General features: G+C 34.0%; 17 protein-coding genes and 1 pseudogene. 1 reads left to right on the forward strand and 17 read right to left on the reverse strand.

Features of this window, described 5'->3' with window-relative positions; all coding sequences use genetic code 11:
• Nucleotides 1-57: 57 nt before the first annotated feature.
• The 16 genes and pseudogenes from FNW07_RS05910 to FNW07_RS05985 form a co-directional block, all read right to left on the reverse strand.
• Nucleotides 58-1,164 carry a glycosyltransferase family 4 protein gene (locus FNW07_RS05910; RefSeq protein WP_126743910.1) on the reverse strand — a complete coding sequence of 369 codons (1,107 nt, stop codon included), beginning with the start codon at nucleotides 1,162-1,164 and terminating at the stop codon, nucleotides 58-60.
• The gene (locus FNW07_RS05915) at nucleotides 1,161-2,258 is read right to left on the reverse strand and encodes a glycosyltransferase family 4 protein (protein WP_126743911.1); all 1,098 of its coding nucleotides are present in this window, start codon (nucleotides 2,256-2,258) and stop codon (nucleotides 1,161-1,163) included. The genes FNW07_RS05910 and FNW07_RS05915 overlap by 4 nt, the downstream gene beginning before the upstream one ends.
• 7 nt (nucleotides 2,259-2,265) lie before the next feature.
• The gene (locus tag FNW07_RS05920) at nucleotides 2,266-3,810 is read right to left on the reverse strand and encodes a lipopolysaccharide biosynthesis protein (RefSeq protein WP_126743912.1); all 1,545 of its coding nucleotides are present in this window, start codon (nucleotides 3,808-3,810) and stop codon (nucleotides 2,266-2,268) included.
• Between the two features lie 115 nt (nucleotides 3,811-3,925).
• Nucleotides 3,926-4,573: a class I SAM-dependent methyltransferase gene (locus FNW07_RS05925; protein WP_126743913.1), complete on the reverse strand. Its 648-nt coding sequence runs from the start codon at nucleotides 4,571-4,573 to the stop codon at nucleotides 3,926-3,928.
• 98 nt (nucleotides 4,574-4,671) lie between these two features.
• The gene (locus tag FNW07_RS05930; protein WP_126743914.1) at nucleotides 4,672-5,853 is read right to left on the reverse strand and encodes a glycoside hydrolase family 88 protein; all 1,182 of its coding nucleotides are present in this window, start codon (nucleotides 5,851-5,853) and stop codon (nucleotides 4,672-4,674) included.
• Complete coding sequence (locus FNW07_RS13985) at nucleotides 5,843-6,397, reverse strand: DapH/DapD/GlmU-related protein (RefSeq protein WP_126743915.1); 555 nt, start codon at nucleotides 6,395-6,397, stop codon at nucleotides 5,843-5,845. The genes FNW07_RS05930 and FNW07_RS13985 overlap by 11 nt, the downstream gene beginning before the upstream one ends.
• A gap of 28 nt (nucleotides 6,398-6,425) precedes the next feature.
• A complete protein-coding gene (locus tag FNW07_RS05940; protein ID WP_126743916.1) occupies nucleotides 6,426-7,619 on the reverse strand; it encodes a glycosyltransferase in 1,194 nt (397 codons plus the stop codon).
• Complete coding sequence (locus FNW07_RS05945; protein ID WP_199745229.1) at nucleotides 7,612-8,772, reverse strand: glycosyltransferase; 1,161 nt, start codon at nucleotides 8,770-8,772, stop codon at nucleotides 7,612-7,614. The genes FNW07_RS05940 and FNW07_RS05945 overlap by 8 nt, the downstream gene beginning before the upstream one ends.
• A gap of 19 nt (nucleotides 8,773-8,791) precedes the next feature.
• Nucleotides 8,792-9,988, reverse strand: coding sequence for a glycosyltransferase (locus tag FNW07_RS05950; protein WP_126743917.1), 1,197 nt, complete (start codon nucleotides 9,986-9,988; stop codon nucleotides 8,792-8,794).
• Nucleotides 9,989-9,995: 7 nt separating this feature from the next.
• Nucleotides 9,996-11,159 carry a polysaccharide pyruvyl transferase family protein gene (locus FNW07_RS05955; RefSeq protein WP_126743918.1) on the reverse strand — a complete coding sequence of 388 codons (1,164 nt, stop codon included), beginning with the start codon at nucleotides 11,157-11,159 and terminating at the stop codon, nucleotides 9,996-9,998.
• Between the two features lie 18 nt (nucleotides 11,160-11,177).
• Nucleotides 11,178-12,209 (reverse strand): glycosyltransferase, encoded by a 1,032-nt coding sequence (locus FNW07_RS05960; protein ID WP_126743919.1) that lies wholly within the window; start codon nucleotides 12,207-12,209, stop codon nucleotides 11,178-11,180.
• A gap of 32 nt (nucleotides 12,210-12,241) precedes the next feature.
• Nucleotides 12,242-13,366 carry a dTDP-4-amino-4,6-dideoxygalactose transaminase gene (rffA, locus tag FNW07_RS05965; RefSeq protein WP_126743920.1) on the reverse strand — a complete coding sequence of 375 codons (1,125 nt, stop codon included), beginning with the start codon at nucleotides 13,364-13,366 and terminating at the stop codon, nucleotides 12,242-12,244.
• A 12-nt stretch (nucleotides 13,367-13,378) separates the two neighbouring features.
• Nucleotides 13,379-13,537 (reverse strand): annotated as a pseudogene (locus FNW07_RS05970) (dTDP-glucose 4,6-dehydratase); the annotation flags it as partial.
• A 29-nt stretch (nucleotides 13,538-13,566) separates the two neighbouring features.
• Nucleotides 13,567-14,847 (reverse strand): nucleotide sugar dehydrogenase, encoded by a 1,281-nt coding sequence (locus FNW07_RS05975; protein WP_185964624.1) that lies wholly within the window; start codon nucleotides 14,845-14,847, stop codon nucleotides 13,567-13,569.
• 50 nt (nucleotides 14,848-14,897) lie between these two features.
• Nucleotides 14,898-15,881 (reverse strand): SDR family oxidoreductase, encoded by a 984-nt coding sequence (locus FNW07_RS05980; RefSeq protein WP_126743921.1) that lies wholly within the window; start codon nucleotides 15,879-15,881, stop codon nucleotides 14,898-14,900.
• Nucleotides 15,882-15,910: 29 nt separating this feature from the next.
• The gene (locus FNW07_RS05985; protein WP_126743941.1) at nucleotides 15,911-16,441 is read right to left on the reverse strand and encodes an ArsR family transcriptional regulator; all 531 of its coding nucleotides are present in this window, start codon (nucleotides 16,439-16,441) and stop codon (nucleotides 15,911-15,913) included.
• A gap of 187 nt (nucleotides 16,442-16,628) precedes the next feature.
• On the opposite strand from FNW07_RS05985, the gene FNW07_RS05990 reads away from it, so the two are divergent.
• On the forward strand, nucleotides 16,629-18,131 hold the full coding sequence (locus FNW07_RS05990; RefSeq protein ID WP_126743922.1) for a sodium:solute symporter: 1,503 nt from the start codon (nucleotides 16,629-16,631) through the stop codon (nucleotides 18,129-18,131).
• 172 nt (nucleotides 18,132-18,303) lie between these two features.
• Here the strand turns inward: FNW07_RS05990 and FNW07_RS05995 are convergent, their stop codons facing one another.
• Nucleotides 18,304-18,669, reverse strand: a complete 366-nt coding sequence (locus FNW07_RS05995) for a CoA-binding protein (protein ID WP_126743923.1) — start codon at nucleotides 18,667-18,669, stop codon at nucleotides 18,304-18,306.
• Nucleotides 18,670-18,716 lie beyond the last annotated feature (47 nt).

Consider the following 18,716-nt stretch of genomic DNA (forward strand, 5'->3'; position numbering starts at 1 on the left):
AACAACATATTATAGTATATTAGAGTATAGTTCTCTGAAGGGATCCAATCAAACATATTACTTGGTTTGTATGTTTATCAGCAACTGATTCCATTGCTCCATTACCTTCTCACTAGTAAAACGGATTACATTGAACTTTGCCGCTATTCCCATATCTTTTCTCTTACTTTCATTTTTTATGAGTTCTGCTAATCTTTGTGCAAATATACCTATTTCATTGTGAGACGTGAGCCATCCATCCTGATTATGGGTAATTATATTTCGAGGGCCATTTGGGCAATCATAAGAAATAATTGGCAATCCACAAACTTGTGCCTCAAGTAAAACCATCGGAAAACATTCTGTAGCAGAAGTCATAGCATAAATAGAAGCTTTTTGCATTTCTTTTTCCAAGTATGCTGAAGGCCCCGCTAAATGAATATTCGGCACTTCCAACTCCAGTATCAATTGTTTTAATTGTGTTAAAAGTTTATCGTCACCATCACCAAAAATTTTTACTTCCCAGTCCGGAAAATCGGTTGCAATCTGACTCCAGGCTTTAATCAAGTGGTCGAATTGTTTTACCGATGCAATTCTTCCGGCTGCGATAATTGTTTTTTCCCCCGGCAAAGATTTTGCTACGTTGTGAAGCTCTATAAAATTGGGAATAACATATAAATGCTGGAAAGGGTAATACTTTTTCTCGTCGGCACTAAGCACTACTTGTGCCTTATAGCGGCCAAGCAACAAAAAAAGTTGAAACTTGAGTTTCTCCATTATACCCTCCGGCTTTTTGAGTGTCACACCAGAGGAATGGAATTCTTTTATTTTCGGAATTTGCTTCTCGATATAAGGTAAAAAATACTGTTCGGGCGTAAAGTTGACGGATATAATGAAATCAGGCTGTTCGCTTTTAATGTGTTTTTTCAAAGCCTTAAAATGAAAGAAACTTTTTATGAGGTTTTTGGGATGGAAATAACTTTGATTTCGGGCATAATTAATTCCCAAATCAATATGTTTCAGTTTCGCATTTACAGGATATACAAACTCATTATTCCGTTGCTCAGAAGTACACAACACCACTTCATAATTATAATCTGTTAACCAATGGTTTATTTTTTGGGCTAATATTTTCTCAATTCCGCCATGCTGGTATAATTGATCTGTAACGTATAGAATTTTCATCGTTGCAAAGATTTAAATAAATCATCCCACTGCTTTATAATGTTTTCAGGTAAATAACGTAATACGTTTACTTTTGCTTTGGCTCCCATAGTTTTACGCAAATTTTCATTTTCAATTAAATGGGTTATTGCATTTGCCAAGCCCATGACATCTCCGTTGGCCACCAATATTCCATCGGCCTGATCCGTAATAATATCCGAAGGCCCATGCGGACAGTCAAATGACACACAGGGAACGCCGCATGCCATGGCTTCTATCAGAACCATTCCAAATCCTTCGGATCGGGATGGCAAAACCATAATGGAGGCATTCAAATATTTTTCTTCAATATTTTGCACAGGTTCGAAAAACGATACCGAATCTAAAAGGCGGAGTTCTTCTGCCAATTGCACAAAAGTACCTGGAGCATCGCTCTTGCCGTAAATTTCCAATTGCCAATCCGGGTAAACCGCAGTTATTTTTTTCCAAGCCTGCAACAGCAGATCATACCCTTTGTTATAACTGTGGCCTCCTACTGCAATTACCTTTTTTGCTGTAAGAGTTGCAGACTCTTTAGGATAAAACGAAATGGGATTTGGAATCACTTTTACATTACCCGAACTCCATTCTTTTAAATTCCCCTTTGTCAGTACTACAAAAGCGTCAAAACTTTCTGCTTGCCTTTGCATCAAATGGTGCAAAATATACTTTTTTAATTTCGATATATATCCGGTATGTTCTTTATTAAAATTTAAATTTATTGACGCATGTCGCTCATATATTATTGGACATGGTTTCGCTAAAAAGGTGGGCAAAAAGAAACCTTTTAGCCCATCATCACAAACGGAAATTACATTTGGTTTTATAATGTTGACAATTCGTTTTATACCTTTTGTGTATCTTTTCAAATATTCAAATGGATTGCCTCCTACTGCTATACTGTGAAATTTAACTTTAGAATTAAAATCATAGAAAGGTTTTTCCATATTCTCACTCAAACTCACTATATGTACTTCATAATTGTAGTGATCTACCAAATAATTTGTCTTGATGGACAAAACCCGTTCGAGACCACCTGCACCCATAATACCGTTAGTAATGTATAGTAATTTCATTATAGTTTTATTTTTTTCCGGCCAGTTTTAAAAAAAGGCCTGATGCGAATTTAAACAATGCCTGAAATTCTAAGTCTTTTTTAAAGAATAAATAAATAATGATATTGGGTATTATCAAACATAAAAATCCTTTTAGAATCATATTAATTAGCAATGAAAAATTCAAAAAATAGGATATGCCAAAAATCAACAGCAGAGAAACCAGTAATAAAAGCAAATATTTTATGTACTTTTTGACATACGTGATAGGATTTATTTGTAAGGCCAAAATATGAATTATATAAGGGTCGTACCATGCATTAGTAGCCAATCGCGCTATGGCAGTGGCAATTAATATCCCTAATAAACCCAAGTAGGAACCCAATACAAAGGATAAAACCAAATTGATTATTGCTGTTAGTATTATTAAATACTGGCCTTGCTTAAAATACCCTAATGTGGCTTTAAAAGTCCAAACCGCATTTTGCATTCCATATATATAGAAGTTAAAAACTAGAGCCAAAATGACGGAAAGCGGCAGGATAAATTTTGCTCCAATCCAAAGTTGAATAAAATCATTTAGCAATACAATCATAAAAACTGAGGCTAAACCGAACACCCAAAAATTAGCAAAGTTGACCATATTGAAGGTTTCTATTTTTTTTTCATGGCTTTCTTTTAAATTAACATTTGCAATACTCGCTGTTAATCCTGCAAAGACCTGCATGATTAAACCGGATACCAAACCGATCAGAAGATTATAATTAGACAATAAACCTACCATGACCAAACCTGAAAAATAATTTAAAATTAAATTATCCGTGTTATTTACCAGCAATCCTCCTATTTTAATTAAAGCGGTAGATTTTATATTAGAAATGATTTGCTTTTTAGTTGCCGCATCTACCTTTTCATCTTTATATTTATTTAAAAAAGGGTAATATTTATTGACTAGAAACGAAATTACCAGATTACCGCATAACTGAAAAACAGATTGTATTGCCAAGTATAGGATAAAATTCTGATAATAAAGTAAGACCGCAATCTGAACCGTGTTTTGAAGAATAAAAACAACAGTATTCGATTTGGAAATAATATGGCTTCGCTGATCGGCCTGAAAAAGACTTAATTTAAAATAAAAAAAATAGGTTGAAACAGTATTGAAAAGAAACAGCAGATAAATCACCGTTAAATCTTCCGCTATTTTTTGAGGCGGATTTATAACTATATTGTCTAAAAATGGCACGAAAAGCAAACCCCCTATGGCAATCACTCCCGCAATTACCATATAAATCTTACCATATAACCGAACTAAGGCTGCCATTTTACGATGGTCTTTATCAGCAATAGGTTGGTATAAGGCATACAACATCGCACTGCCGATTCCTAATTCAGCAAGCGATAGTAAAGATAAAACATTCGTAAAAAGTCCGTTTACCCCTAAATATTCAACGGCTAAGTATTTGATAAAAATTGTTCTGCAAATAAATCCAAGGATCATCTGGATGAGTTGTGCCATTAATCCAAAGGAAATGTTTTTTAAAGAATTTGATATTCTAGAATTTTCGTTCATTATTTATTCCAAATTGCAATATTGTTTCTATAACGTATTGGATTTCTTTTGCCAGAAACTGATTATAAATCATTCGAAAAAAAGACTAATACAAAGCAGTTTTGAAATCTCCGTTTTAAAGTTGTTTTTTATATAATTTCCAAGTTTGGTTAAATTGCTTGTCACCTTCTTCAAGAACGGAAATTATTCCAGTATCTGCTATTTTAAAATTATACTTTTCAAATAAAGTATCATAATCATGTTTAAACCAGTATAATGATTCTCCCATAAAATCAGAATCAGACATTTCGTTTATATAAACATGTAGCGATATCTCTGTAATTTTTCTAATTACTCTGTCGATATTATCGGGTAAAATTGCGGCTAAAACTCTGGTGGAAAGGATTAAATCGAAATAATTCTCTTCGAATTTTAACTTTTCAATATCCATCAAAATAAAACTACATTCAAGATCCGGATGTTTTTCTTTGCAAAGCTTTATTGCATTTTTAGAAACATCTTGAGCAAAAACTTTTTCGATATTTAATGACTTATATAGTGGAAAACACCTCCCGCTGCCACAACCAATATCCAATATTCTTTTTGGAGATATATTTTTTATAACCCCCTCTATTACACTAAAATCATTTTTTTTATCACCCCAATTTCTATCAATGTTTTTTGCATTTAAATTCCAATAAAAATTTCTTAGAAATAATACTTTAGATTTTAAAATGCGATTCATTAGTATGTTCGCTAACGAATAATAAATTTTTTTAATCATGTAATTTTTTTTTAAATAGTAAATAATAAAACTGGTTTACGCTTTTAGGTAATAAGCTTTTTATAAAAATAAATCTTCGAAAAATAGCATCAAAATATTTAGATCATATTTATTGTTCTCAATGTAAATCCTTGCGTAAAGGGCAAAATATCAAAATGTTGCGAATATACTCCAATTGCTTTGGTATCACCTTGCGAAAAATCAATTGCACCATCTCTCCGCGTAACTTTCATCAGATAATCTAACGCTTTTTCCTTTGATGATAGACACTCTTGTTTTATTTCATCAATTTGGGAAGCATTTGCCAAAAACCAGGCTAAAGTTGCTGTGGTGGAAGAATCAGGGCGGGATTCTTTATTACTCACCATCCAATTCCAACTTCCGTTTTCATTTTGAAACTGCATCGCCATTTTGGCAAACAAAATAACACTTTCGGTAAGTCCATTCTTTTCTATATGATCATTGGGTAATTCTTTCCAAACGTCAATTAATCCAATGGCATACCAGCCCAATCCTCTTCCCCAACCAAATAGCCCAACAGGAAATTTAGTTTTAACATGATAGGTATGACAAGGGATAAACGTGTCTTTGAACATCCCATATTTATTAAACTCTTTAATTTGGTGAATTCCCAAATTGACTGACTCTTCAATATTGAATTTTTTACCATAAGAAATTAAAAAAGGGCAAATAAACCCAATGGTGTCCACAAAACGATAGTCTTTGGCGTGCACTCTGTATAAAACAGTCCTATCTTCTCCAACGAGTTCTTTAAGCAGGTCCCATATGGCATCATAAGCGGGTTTATACTTATCATGATCCAACCAATCAATATTCAGGAAGGCGTAGGAAAGTATAACACCATCAATTTCTTTGGGGATATTTTTCCAACTTCCGGAAGCATCTATTTTTGAATTTACATACCTGTCGATTTGTTCTTTTGTAGCTGCATCATTGGTTTTATAATAGTGTTCCGTTAATCCTAAAACAAGAGCAGCTTCTTGCCAATGCTGAATCGCATTTCGCTTGTAGTTTCCTTTTAAAATGTCTATAATGATTAATCTGTCATTATCAGTAAGTTTTATTGTAGGAGTATGTTTGAGCCAAAACCTGGATTTTTGCAGCACCTTCTGTTTCCAAATGGATGCAGTATCAAATCGCCCAATATGGATACGGCCCTGCCATGTATTAAACAGCGGTACATAGTCGATTAACAGGGTAATTAATACCAGTACTACAAAAGTTATAAAAGCTACATTGAGAAGTAAATTATATGACATAACCTGATTGATTTTCTAATTCCATTGCCATTTTATTTTTCATGGCAGCGGATATTCCATTTTGGATAAGCCCATTTTCGCCATACATTTTAGCTGTTTTCATTAGTTCTTTATGCTTGTCCATCAGTGCATCTGTTTCCATGATAAATTTTGCCGGATTTCCACCGACAACCGTATTATCTTCAACCGATTTAGTCACAACACTGCCTGCTGCAACAATGGCATTTTTTCCAATTGTTACTCCCGGCATGATAACCGCTCTTGCTCCAATGAAACTATTGTCTACGATTTTGACCTTTCCAATCTTTGTGTAACCTAATTTTTTTTGTGTACTTGCATCATGCGCCAATATATAAGCATAAGGAGCAATAACGACATTATTGCCAATTTCAATTAGCCAGCAATGCGAAATATCAAAAACTACTCCCGGATTAATATCGCAATTTGAGCCTAATTTCAGACCCAATTTTAAATAGTCATCCATCCAGATTTCTTCGTTGAGCCATTTTCTAAATCTCGCTCTTAAAAAATTTATTACTTTCATTTTGATAATTATAAGATACCTAATTTATTTAATTATCAATAATTTTATAAAAATTATTGATTTCACTTTCAGTTCCGAAATCTTCTTTGGCCAGATTTTCTGAAAATTCGGTTCGCAGTTCCGCATTATTCATAAGGATCTCAATATTATGTGCAATCGATTCCGGGTCTAAATCGGCTATCAGCCCATTGTAATTATGCTTGATATGATTTCTTGCCACATTGAAATCTGATAACACTATTGGTTTTTTTAGAATTTTTGCTTCAGAAATCACAATTCCAAAACCTTCAAATCGAGCGGTATGCACAAAAATATCAGCCTGTTGCAAATAGGGATAATGGTTTTCTTTAATCCCCAGAAAAACAAAGAAATCATTCAATTGATTTTCATCAATCAAGGCCTTCAATTCCTCTTGATCTTCTCCTTTACCCAGAATATACCATTTGAATTGATATCCTTTATCCGCTAGAATTTTGCATGCCCGGATTGCTAAATCATATCCTTTTTGGTGCGTTAATCTTCCGACGGATAATAATTTAAAGCCTTCTGGAAAATCACTGACATGATATTGGCATAATTTATCTATTATGGATGGCGAGATTATATTTTTAAGTACTTTAAATTTATCCTCAAAATGCGGGAAATTTCTAATGAGTATAGCTCGGCTTTCATTAGAATCGGAAACAATAAAATTTAATTTTGAAAAATAATAATTGTCAATAGTTTTATCCATCATCAATTTTTCATAATCATTCATGACATAACCTATTTTTCGTTTGGCTATCACATTATCTACACAAAAATAATTGGGCATCTTTTCCAAAAAACCAATTGCCACATCATACTTTTTGTTTAATTTCGGAAGTACTTTTTTTAAATATTTCCAAGCTTTTTGCTCCCTTAATGCTGGTATTTTTTCGGTACTATAAATTAACCCCGCCAAAATTCTATACCAAACAAGCTTTAATTTACCAGCTTTTAAATTCTCAATTACTGCTTTTTTTATCGACATATCAAAATAATGATACTGTTCCGGTTCTGGCAATAAGGTCACTTCTGCGGGAATTTGTTTCAAAAAAAGACCTTCGTGTTTAAATAAATATAAGTCAATATTGAATTTGGAATAATCAATAGTCTGAAGTAACGATATCACAGATTTCTCTGCTCCGCCACAATTCAGATTATTAATAATAAAAAGCAATTCTTTTTTAGGGCTATTCATTGATTAAATGATAAAGTTTTGCAATTTCCTGCTCGGTTCCAAAATTTTCTTTTGACAAATTCGATGACAATTCATCTCTTACTTTCTCATTATTGATTAGGTTAATTATTCCATTGGCTATCGATTGGGGATCCATTTCCACTACTATTCCTGAGGCATTATTTTTTATCTGGTCGTTTACCGTACTGAAATTTGTAACCAAAATAGGTTTATTGAGTATCTTGGCTTCATCAATAGCAATTGATTTTCCTTCAAATCTTGAAGTCTGTAAAAAAATAGTTGCCTGTTTTACATACGGATAATGATTCTCTTTTATACCTAGAAAAGAAATGTGGTCTTCTAAATTATTATCTGCTATCTGTTTTAATAATTTTGGTTTTTCAGCCCCTTCCCCTAAAATTATCCAATTAAAATTTTCCCCCGATTCCTTGACTATTTTGAATGCATCGATAGCCAAATCATAGCCTTTTTGAATATCTAACCTCCCTATGGAAACTATATTAATGCCAAGAGGCAGGCTATCTATAGTTTCATCAGCCAATTTATTGATTAAGGATGGAGAAACTATATTAAAGAGTATTTTTATTTTTTCTTTATACTTCGGAAAATTATTGATTAAAACTGTTTTACATTCATCCGAATCGGTAACTATAAAATCTAATTTTTCAAAATAAGCATTGTCAATCGTTTTATCCATTTCTAATTTTTCATAGTCATTATGGATAAAACCTATTTTTTTTGTGGCATTTAATTTTTCAACACAATAATAAACGGGTGATTTTTCCAGAAACCCTAAAGCCACGTCATATTTCTTGTCCGATTTTTTTATACATCTGCTTATGTATTGCCAAACTCTTTGTTCACTTCTTGATTTGTTTTTCTCGGTTTTAAAAATATACCCTGCAACAATCCTATTATAGATAATATCGAATCTTCCCTTAAAAAAACATTCTTTTAGTGCCTTTGATATAGACATATCAAAATATTTGTATTCATCCAGAGGAGGCAAAATAGTAACATTATGACTGACCTGTTTTAAAAACAAACCTTCGTTTTTAAATAACTGCAAGTCAACATTATAAAGATCATAATCAATAGTCTGCAGCAATGAAATCAAAGATTTTTCTGCCCCGCCACAATTTAAATTACTCATTACGAAAATTATATTTTTTTTAATTTGGCTCATCGATTAAGTCATACAGTTTATAAATTTCCTCTTCGGTTCCTATTTTTTCGTTGCTCAAATTTAAAGCAAATTTTCCTATTAATTTTTGATTCTGAATGAGAGTCAGTATTGACTCTGCGATTGATATTGGATTCATTTCAGTAATCAGGCCGTTTTCGCCCGTATTGATTTGGTCTTTAGCTGTACTAAAATTAGTAACAATGATGGGTTTTTTAAGGATTTTTGCTTCATCAACAGCTATAGATTTCCCTTCGTATCTTGAGGGCTGGACATAGACATCAGATTGTTTTAAATAACCATAAGGGTTTTCTTTTAAACCCATAAGAAGGAATGATTCCTGTAATTGATATTCTTTTATCTTTTGCGTTAAAGCATCTCTTTCAGGGCCATCTCCTATAACGTACCATTTAATTTTACTGTTATTTTTCATTAAAATGGAACAGGCCTCAATGGCTAAATCAATTCCCTTTTCCTTACTCAATCTGGCAATAGTAAGGATGTTTATGGACTCTTCATCAAATTTATTTTCTTTTTCAAGTATTGACAAACTGTTGATTATTTGGGGAGACACTATATTTTCAATTACGGCAATTTTAGCATCAATTGCAGGAAAATAAAGATTTAATGACTTTGCACATTCTTCAGAAACGGTTACCAGATGTTGTAAGTTATTAAAATAAAAAGTGTCAAAAGCCGGGTTCATGCCCGATGTACTATAATTGGTATGAATCCATCCTATTTTATTAGAGGAATTGACCTTATCCACTACAAAATATAAGGATGATTTTTCTAAATAACCGATGGCGCAATCGTACTTTTTTTCTAAAGGACGTATAGATTTACTGATATATTTCCATGATTTTTGCTCTGATATGGCTTTATCTTTTTTGATTCTGTTTGCGAAAAAGAATTGTATCCTGGAAATGAGTAAGGAAAATTTTGCCTTAAAAAAATAATGAAGACATGACTTTACCAGTCCTTCGTTAAAGGTTGCAAATGATTTTTCATGCTGAATAATCGTTACCTCTTTAGGCAAAGAATTCAAAAATATACCCGAATTGTTGAATAAAAATAAGTCTACGTTAAATTTTTTAAAATCAAACTGACTCAATAGATTAATCAAACTTTTCTCTGCGCCACCTGCACCTAAACTTGGTATTACAAAAAGTATATTTTTTTTCATATAACATTTATTGTTTTAAAAATGCGGCTAAAATTTCTCCTGCTTCCTGCGCTATAATTTTAATTTTCGGGATTTCTTGTTGAAGCTTGTGTTTTAATTCGACTTCTTCATTTTTCATTTCCTCAAATTTGGAGATAAGTTTATTGCTGTCGGATATCTCATCGATAGATAAAACCAGCTTTTCTTCACCAAAAATATCTTTTGCAATTCCTTTAGATTTAACACTATAACCCAGAACCATTGTTGGAACTGCATTGGAATAAGCCGCAATTGTCGCGTGGGTTCTTGCGCCAATAAAAAATCGCATTCTGGCGATATACCCTTTATATTGTATAGCATTTAGATTATCCGGCAATAATAAAACTCTATTCGAATTATTATATTGCTCAAATAATTGAGACAGAATTGTATAATCATTGGTATGATTTTCGGTGACATGCGGTGTAAAAGCAATAGTCATGTCAGTGGTATCCAAAATGTGTTGAATCAAATTTTGAATTGCCACTAATGAATTTTTATTTTTAGAATATACTAATGGGCTGTAATTTATCCCTATGGTATTGCCTTCCTGCCATCCTTTAGGCAAAGCTAACTCTTCTTTTTCGAGCAAAAATGCACCATCAGAGCATAATTTTACATTGTTAAGCCCTTTACTTTTCAGCATATTATAAGTCAATGACTCCCTTGCAATAATCAAATCAAAGGATTTCAAGTCTGCGAGATTATCCGTGGTAATATCTTCTTCCCCTATTGAACAACCCCAAAGAATTAGCTTTTTTCCAGCTTTTTTGATATTTCTGTTTACTTCATAACGTTCTGGTTGCTCACCATAACAGTAGGCATCACCACCAATAGATAAAAAAACATCCATTTTAGGAATCTGGTCTATAATTTTATGATTCATTTTTCTCAAGGCATACGTATCCTTTTTTAGAATCTTATGCTGAATAGCGGCTATTAAATAATCAATCGATACTTTTTTTATTTTGGAAGCAGACATATCGCATACATATTCCAAACCTTGAAGATGGCTATCCGATTCAGGATCAAAAGAAGCTAAATACAATTTAGAATCTGCAATACTCCTTTTTACTATTTGGGTGCAACTTCTTACTAATGCTTCGCAACCTCTATTTTTACTTCCAGAATGTAAAAACATCATTATTTTCATAGTCTTATTTTTTTATTGTTAATTTCTAAATCTACTGTAAGATGTTGCTAAATACAACTTTATCGTGGATTTGTCTTTAATAGATCGGAGTATAAATCTTTCGTATTTATTTTTATTCTCAAAAAATTGACCAAAATTATTTTTAATAGCTGCCTGCACATCTTCATTGTTTATCATTGCCTTGATATATGAATATCTTTTAACAAAGCCCATCTGTTTTGTGGGATGGAAATACAAATGAATTAATGAAATTACACTGTTTATTAATTTTTCAGATTTCAGTTTAAAGATTTCTTCATCGGTTTGTTTTAAATCCATGTAAAATCTGTAATCAAACATGAAGAGTTGCAATACATTTTGAAAATAATCTTTTTTCAGAATATTTCTTGTTGCACTACCTTCAACTTCCCTGTAATTATATCCTGAATAATCAATATATTTAAAACTGGACATTTTATTAAAGTAAAGCATATTAAAAATATTGTCTTCACTTAAAGCATTTTTTGGAGGAAAAATAATGTTCCATTCCTTTATTATTGATGCTTTAAATAACTTATTGCAGGAAGAATATAAATCATCCGTTTTTATAAGATAAGGCAAAAGCTCATTTTGGATTTCGTCCAATCCTAAAACTTTGTCCGTTGGAAAATTATACCTTGAAATATGTTCCGTTCCGTTAAAATTCCTTTTTATATTGCATACTACCAGATCGCAATTTGAGGATTCCATTTCATCAAAAAGGATTTGATACATCTCTTTTTCTACCCAATCATCGGCATCAACAAAACCGATGTATTTGCCTTTTGCAATGGTTAGCCCGCGATTACGAGCCTCACTAACCCCTTTGTTTTTTTGGTTTATCAAGATAATTCTGGAATCTCTTTCTAAATATTTTTCTAAAACTGACTGGCTATTATCCGTTGAACCATCATTAATAAAAATAAACTCACAATCACCAAAAGTTTGGCTAATGATCGATTCGATACAGTCCTGCAAATAATCTGCTGCATTATAGACGGGAATTATTATGCTTAAAATCGGATTTAACATAAATTGCTATATAAAAGAGTAAAAGTGATAAATTAAAAACATTTATTTACTAAATCCTGAATTTGTGATACTTCCAATTCATAAAAAAGAGGCAATCTCAACAAACAATTCGTAAATTTATCACTGTTTTCAAGTATTCTTCCGTCATGTTTATCCCGATAATAAGAACTATCGTGCAGAGATAAATAATGGAATACTGCATGAAACCCATTCTCTTTTAAAGTGGCTATAAGTTGGTTTCGTTGATCAATATCTCTTGCCACTATATAAAACATATGTCCATTATTATAGGCATAAGATGGTATTTTTGGAAGCAAGATTCCTTTCAAATCAATTTTACTCAAAATATCATAATAAGCATTCCATAATAATATTCTTTTAGCTTGAATTTTATCCAAATTTTCCAACTGCCCCCATAAAAAAGCAGCGATTATTTCAGATGGCAAAAAAGACGAACCCGTATCAACCCAACCATATTTATTGACTTCTCCTCTGTAAAATTCGGCACGGTTAGTTCCTTTTTCCCAAATAACTTCGGCCCGATTAATAAACTGTTCCTCATTGATGACCAACATTCCTCCTTCGCCTGAAACAATATTTTTAGTTTCATGAAAAGAAAAAGCGGCTAAATGCCCAATGGAACCTAATGGCCTCTTAACACCATCTTTGCCTGTATAGAAACTATCTATTGCTTGTGCTGCATCTTCAATAACCAGCAAATCATATTTTTTAGCCAACGCCATTATTGCATCCATATCACAAGAGACCCCTGCATAATGAACGATAACTATTGCTTTGGTTTTAGAAGTAATTAAAGTTTCAATTTTATTTACATCAATGTTTGGATTATCAATATAAGAATCTGCAAAAATAATTTTGGCTCCTTGACGAATAAATGGCAAAGCTGTAGAAACAAAAGTGTAGCTAGGAATGATTACTTCATCATCGGTTTTTATATTTGCCAGAATTGCACACATCTCTAGCGCATCGGTACAAGACGTTGCTAATAAAGTTTTTTTAAAGCCATATTTTGCTTCAAAAAAACCTTGACATAACTTGGTAAAATAACCATTCCCTGAAATTGCGCCATTATTTAATGTCTCATTAATATATATTGACTCTTTTCCAGTTATATAAACTTTGTTAAATGGTATCATGAATTTTGTTTATAAATTTTGCTCAAATGTTATTGATGGCTTGCATCCTAATGTTGTATTAATTTTTGAGGCCTCAACAGTATAACGCAAATCTTGCCCCGGACGATCTTTAACGCACGTAATCAGTTTAGCTGATTCACCATTTTCTCTATCTAATTTTTCTGTTATTAGTATTTTCTCCATATTTACTTTTAAACTCTTTACAGTTTACCGTCAACTTTACAATCTAAAACCCCTTTTACATCGTACAACATACTGTTTGTATTTTGTAAAACCGATAAATCTAAATCCAAAAATGCCGTATGAGCAACTCCTAAAACGACAGCGTCAAATTTTTGATTGGGCAAAACAGTTGATGTTTCTAATCCATACTCCTGTTTTACTGCTGCCGGATTGGCCCACGGATCATATACTGTCACGTTGATACCATAATCTTTTAAAGCGCTAACAACATCTACAATTTTGGTGTTACGGACATCAGGGCAATTTTCCTTAAAGGTGATTCCTAACATCAATAGATCGGCCCCATTAATAGTAATTCCTTTTTTAATCATCAACTTAACAACTTGAGAGGCAACATATTCACCCATACTGTCGTTGAGACGACGCCCTGCTAAAATAATTTCGGAATGATAACCAAACTCCTGCGCCCGCTGTGCCAGATAATAAGGGTCGACCCCAATACAGTGTCCTCCTACCAAACCTGGTTTAAACGGTAAGAAATTCCATTTGGTTCCAGCTGCTTCCAAAACGGCATGCGTATCAATATCCATTAGATTGAATATTTTTGCCAGTTCATTTACAAAGGCAATATTGATATCCCTTTGTGAATTTTCGATGACTTTGGCTGCTTCTGCCACTTTAATGGAAGGTGCTAAATGGGTTCCGGCTGTAATGACTGATTTATACAAATCATCGACCTTTTGCCCAATTTCAGGAGTGGAACCTGCAGTTACTTTTAATATTTTTTCAACCGTATGCTCCTTGTCGCCCGGATTGATTCTTTCCGGCGAATAACCTGCAAAGAAGTCTATGTTGAATTTTAGCCCGGATGTTTTTTCTAAAACCGGCACACATTCTTCCTCAGTTACTCCTGGATAGACTGTAGATTCATAAATTACGATATCCCCTTTTTTCAAAACCTTACCCACGGTTGCGCTGGATTTGTATAACGGAGTTAAATCAGGTCGGTTATTTTTATCCACTGGTGTGGGAACCGTAACAATATAGTAATTGCAATCGGCGATGTCATCTATATTATTAGAGCATAGTAATCCGTTTGGATTGTTGTTGAAATTATCTACTAATACAGATTGTAAAACTGTATCGGGAATCTCTAAAGTACTGTCCGTTCCGGAACGCAATCCTTCAATTCTTACCATATTAATGTCAAATCCAACAACCGGATATTTAGTCGCAAATAATCTTGCTAAGGGGAGACCCACATATCCTAAACCTATAACGGCAATTTTAATACTCATATAGTTATGCTATTTTATTTTTAAATTTTTCTAAAATGAATTTCCCGATATTACTTTAAATTTTCCCAATACCACGCCACGGCCTTTTCCAACCCTTGTTGCATAGAAAATTCGGGATCATAACCCAATAGTTTTTTTGCTTTATCAATACTTGCCAGTGAGTGTGGTATGTCTCCCTCCCTGTGGAGCCCATGAATTGGCTGAATATTTGCAATTTCAGGATCAAAAACTGAGAGGTACTTTTTTAAGGAAGCCATCAAATCGTTCAAAGTGGCCCTGTCGCCATAAGCGGTATTATAAACGGTATTTACTGCTTCAGGGTTTTCGGTCAGCATTGCCAAAACATTCATTTGTATCACATTATCGATATAGGTGAAGTCTCTCGAATAATTCCCATCTCCATTGATTACGGGTTTATCGTGTTTCATCAATTGCATTACAAATTTGGGAATGACAGCTGCATAAGCACCTTCCGGATCCTGATTTCTTCCGAAAACGTTAAAGTAACGCAGTCCAATACTATCTAAACCATACGTCCGGTGGAAGATATCGGCATATAATTCATTTACATATTTGGTAATAGCATAGGGTGACAATGGTTTACCGATCGTATCTTCTACTTTTGGCAAAGCATCAGAATCTCCATAGGTGGAGGAACTGGCCGCATAAATAAATCGTTTCACTTTGGCATCTCTTGCAGCTACAAGCATGTTTAAAAACCCGGAAACATTGACTTCATTACTGGTGATTGGGTCGTAAATCGAACGTGGCACAGAACCCAAAGCCGCCTGATGAAGAATATAATCCACACCATGCACTGCCTTATGGCAATCATCCAGATTCCGAATATCGCCGTCGATTAGTATGAATTTAGGATTATCCAGTAATTCCCGGATGTTTTCCATCTTACCTGTTACGAAATTATCAAGACAGACTACATTATTGTTATGCTTTAATAGGTAGGCGCATAGATTAGACCCAATAAATCCGGCTCCCCCTGTTACTAAAATAACTCTGTTTTCGATTTGGCGCATAGCTAGGTATATCAAATGTTTATTATAAATCAATTTTGCGGCACATTTTCCGTCATCTGGCAATCATAAATCACCAATCCTTTTGATACGTTCTCCTGTGTTATTAAAAAATGCACTTTTCTTTTTATTTCCTTCTCAATTTTAAAAGACAATTGATCAATATATTCGAAATTCAGTTCATTGCCAACCACCACTACTTCAATGGTTCCACTATCATAACCACTGGCATAATCACCGATAACCACTATTTTTTTCACATCGCCCATTCGTTCCAAAATCATGGCAACGATAGCATCGAGTCCGATATGCTGAAAGACTATTTTTTGAAGGGTCGTAAATAAGGGGTGTTTCGTATTTGCTTTGTAGGTCACGCGGTTTTGGATGGCCTCCTTTTCTAAGTAGCCGGCCTCAAAAAGATTGTTCAATTCCTTTCGGATTGCATTGGTGGATTCGTTAAGTTCTTCTGCCAGACCACGCAAATAGCCATTATTGGCAGCGTTGATAAAAAACTTTACCAAAATGCGAATACGGGTTTTTGATGTAATGAGCGTTTCTAACATGGATTCGAACTTAATTTCGAGTAACAAAAGTACTCGTTTTATCAGAAAAGGCCAAACAGGCGGCAAAAAAATAATCGTTTCTTAAAATGCACCCTTTTTCCACGAGACAAAAGTTCTAAAAAACTAATAAACAAATCAACAACTAAAACCTTTTTTGTACTTTGGCTTCCGAATAAAAAAATTATAAATGACACCTATCGCCATATTATCACTGATTATTATTTATTTCGGAATGTTATTTTTCATTTCTCATGTTGTAAGCAAAAAAGACAGTGGCAACGATGCTTTTTTTAAAGCAAATAAAAATTCGAAGTGGTATTTGGTAGCCTTCGGAATGATTGGAACAGCACTTTCCGGCGTGACTTTTATTTCAGTTCCCGGAGAAGTGGGAAATCCCGAAAACCAGTTTAAGTATTTTCAATTTGTTTTAGGAAACGCGATTGGTTTTATCATCATTGCCAAAGTATTGTTACCGCTCTATTACCGAATGAATCTGACTTCCATTTATGGATATATCGAGCAGCGGCTAGGGATAGTTAGTTATAAAACGGCCGCCAGTATTTTCCTGATCAGTCGCACAATCGGTTCCGCGTTCCGATTGTATTTGGTGGTGATTGTATTACAGCGTTATGTATTTGATTTTTACCACATCCCATTTGCAGTGACCGTTTTGATTTCGTTACTTCTGATATTTGCCTATACGTATCGTGGTGGTCTAAAAACTATTATAATTACCGATACTTTACAGACATTTTTTCTGGTTTCTTCGGTTTTCCTGACGATTATTTTTATTTGCCGAAGTCTGGATTTTTCCGCTTTTGAAGCTTTTGAAGCGGTTAAAAACAGTAATTACTCGAAAGTATTTTTCTTTGAAGATGCGATGAAAGGTAATTATTTCTTCAAGCAAATCCTTGGCGGAATTTTTGTAACGATTGCGATGGTTGGTCTGGATCAGGATTTAATGCAGAAGAATCTGAGCTGCAAAAATATTGGCGAAGCCCAGAAAAACATGTTTACTTTCACAGGGATTTTTGTGATTATCAACATTTTCTTTTTGAGCGTAGGAGCCCTACTGTATATCTATGCCAGTAAAAACGGAATTGAAGTGCCTGTCGATTTGATTACCGGCAAACCGAGAACCGATTTGTTATTTCCTGAAATTGCGTTTCATCATTTGACACTGTTTCCGGCAATCGTTTTTCTACTTGGACTGACGGCTGCTACTTTCGCCACGACGGATTCAGCTTTGACGGCATTAACCACATCATTTTGTGTGGATTTTTTAGGGATGGATAAAACCGAAAACATCAATAAACCTAACATTGTGCGTACCCGTCATTTTGTTCACATTGGATTCTCGATGCTGATGTTTCTGGTGATTGTGATTTTCAATGCGATTAATGATGCTTCGGTGGTGAGCATGATTTTCAAGATTGCATCTTATACTTATGGCCCGCTGTTAGGTTTGTATGCTTTTGGGTTGTTTATGAAATCCAAAACGGTCCATGACAAGTGGGTTCCTTTTATTTGTGTTTTGTCTCCGGCGATTTGTTTTCTGATCAGTACCAATTCGGCCACACTTTTGGGCGGTTATGTTATCGATAATGAATTGATCATCATCAACGGACTTATTACTTTCCTTGGTTTATTAGCCATCAGTAGACCGGCAACCGAGCAAACCCGATTCTAATCTCATCATTTTTTACTATAAAAAAAGAGTCCTGAAATTATCGGGACTCTTTTTATGATAATTTGTTCTTTAGCCCTGATGAAAGCGGCATCCCACGCTTTTTTGGCGTGGATAAAGCGGACAGCAGGAATAGAATTTCACCCTATTCCCGCGCTTTTCGCTCCGGAAAATTTTAGAATTGATTGGTCGCCAGCAGCACTAGGGTGCAGGCGATTTCGACTTTGATATTGTTCAGCTTCAACAACTGGTAAAACTCAGGGTTCTCTGTTCCGGGATTAAAAATCACGCGTTTTGGGGCGGCTTCAACAATATAATTATAGTAGTCACGCTGGCGCATTGGATTCAAATACAGCGTAACCGTATCAACGTTTTTTAAGGGAATCGCTTTGGTCTGGATTTTAATTCCGGCCACTTCACCGGCATTTTGGCCAATTGCCAAGACGGAATGACCTTTTTCAACCAAGCTTTCGATAGCCATAAAAGCATATCGGGTTGGTTTTGACGAGGCACCCAGTACCAGCGTTTTTTTATTTTTCATTTGAATAAGTTTATCTCTTACAAAAGTAGTGAAAATTCTATAGCCTG

Source organism: Flavobacterium sp. GT3R68 (assembly GCF_007109225.1).
Classification (GTDB): Bacteria; Bacteroidota; Bacteroidia; order Flavobacteriales; family Flavobacteriaceae; genus Flavobacterium.

What these genes read in the sequence shown, in the direction of transcription:
- FNW07_RS05910 (WP_126743910.1), bottom strand. Translation starts at nt 1,164, where the DNA reads ATGAAAATTCTATACGTTACAGATCAATTATACCAGCATGGCGGAATT.
- FNW07_RS05915 (WP_126743911.1), bottom strand. Translation starts at nt 2,258, where the DNA reads ATGAAATTACTATACATTACTAACGGTATTATGGGTGCAGGTGGTCTC.
- FNW07_RS05920 (WP_126743912.1), bottom strand. Translation starts at nt 3,810, where the DNA reads ATGAACGAAAATTCTAGAATATCAAATTCTTTAAAAAACATTTCCTTT.
- FNW07_RS05925 (WP_126743913.1), bottom strand. Translation starts at nt 4,573, where the DNA reads ATGATTAAAAAAATTTATTATTCGTTAGCGAACATACTAATGAATCGC.
- FNW07_RS05930 (WP_126743914.1), bottom strand. Translation starts at nt 5,853, where the DNA reads ATGTCATATAATTTACTTCTCAATGTAGCTTTTATAACTTTTGTAGTA.
- FNW07_RS13985 (WP_126743915.1), bottom strand. Translation starts at nt 6,397, where the DNA reads ATGAAAGTAATAAATTTTTTAAGAGCGAGATTTAGAAAATGGCTCAAC.
- FNW07_RS05940 (WP_126743916.1), bottom strand. Translation starts at nt 7,619, where the DNA reads ATGAATAGCCCTAAAAAAGAATTGCTTTTTATTATTAATAATCTGAAT.
- FNW07_RS05945 (WP_199745229.1), bottom strand. Translation starts at nt 8,772, where the DNA reads ATGAGTAATTTAAATTGTGGCGGGGCAGAAAAATCTTTGATTTCATTG.
- FNW07_RS05950 (WP_126743917.1), bottom strand. Translation starts at nt 9,988, where the DNA reads ATGAAAAAAAATATACTTTTTGTAATACCAAGTTTAGGTGCAGGTGGC.
- FNW07_RS05955 (WP_126743918.1), bottom strand. Translation starts at nt 11,159, where the DNA reads ATGAAAATAATGATGTTTTTACATTCTGGAAGTAAAAATAGAGGTTGC.
- FNW07_RS05960 (WP_126743919.1), bottom strand. Translation starts at nt 12,209, where the DNA reads ATGTTAAATCCGATTTTAAGCATAATAATTCCCGTCTATAATGCAGCA.
- rffA (WP_126743920.1), bottom strand. Translation starts at nt 13,366, where the DNA reads ATGATACCATTTAACAAAGTTTATATAACTGGAAAAGAGTCAATATAT.
- FNW07_RS05975 (WP_185964624.1), bottom strand. Translation starts at nt 14,847, where the DNA reads ATGAGTATTAAAATTGCCGTTATAGGTTTAGGATATGTGGGTCTCCCC.
- FNW07_RS05980 (WP_126743921.1), bottom strand. Translation starts at nt 15,881, where the DNA reads ATGCGCCAAATCGAAAACAGAGTTATTTTAGTAACAGGGGGAGCCGGA.
- FNW07_RS05985 (WP_126743941.1), bottom strand. Translation starts at nt 16,441, where the DNA reads ATGTTAGAAACGCTCATTACATCAAAAACCCGTATTCGCATTTTGGTA.
- FNW07_RS05990 (WP_126743922.1), top strand. Translation starts at nt 16,629, where the DNA reads ATGACACCTATCGCCATATTATCACTGATTATTATTTATTTCGGAATG.
- FNW07_RS05995 (WP_126743923.1), bottom strand. Translation starts at nt 18,669, where the DNA reads ATGAAAAATAAAAAAACGCTGGTACTGGGTGCCTCGTCAAAACCAACC.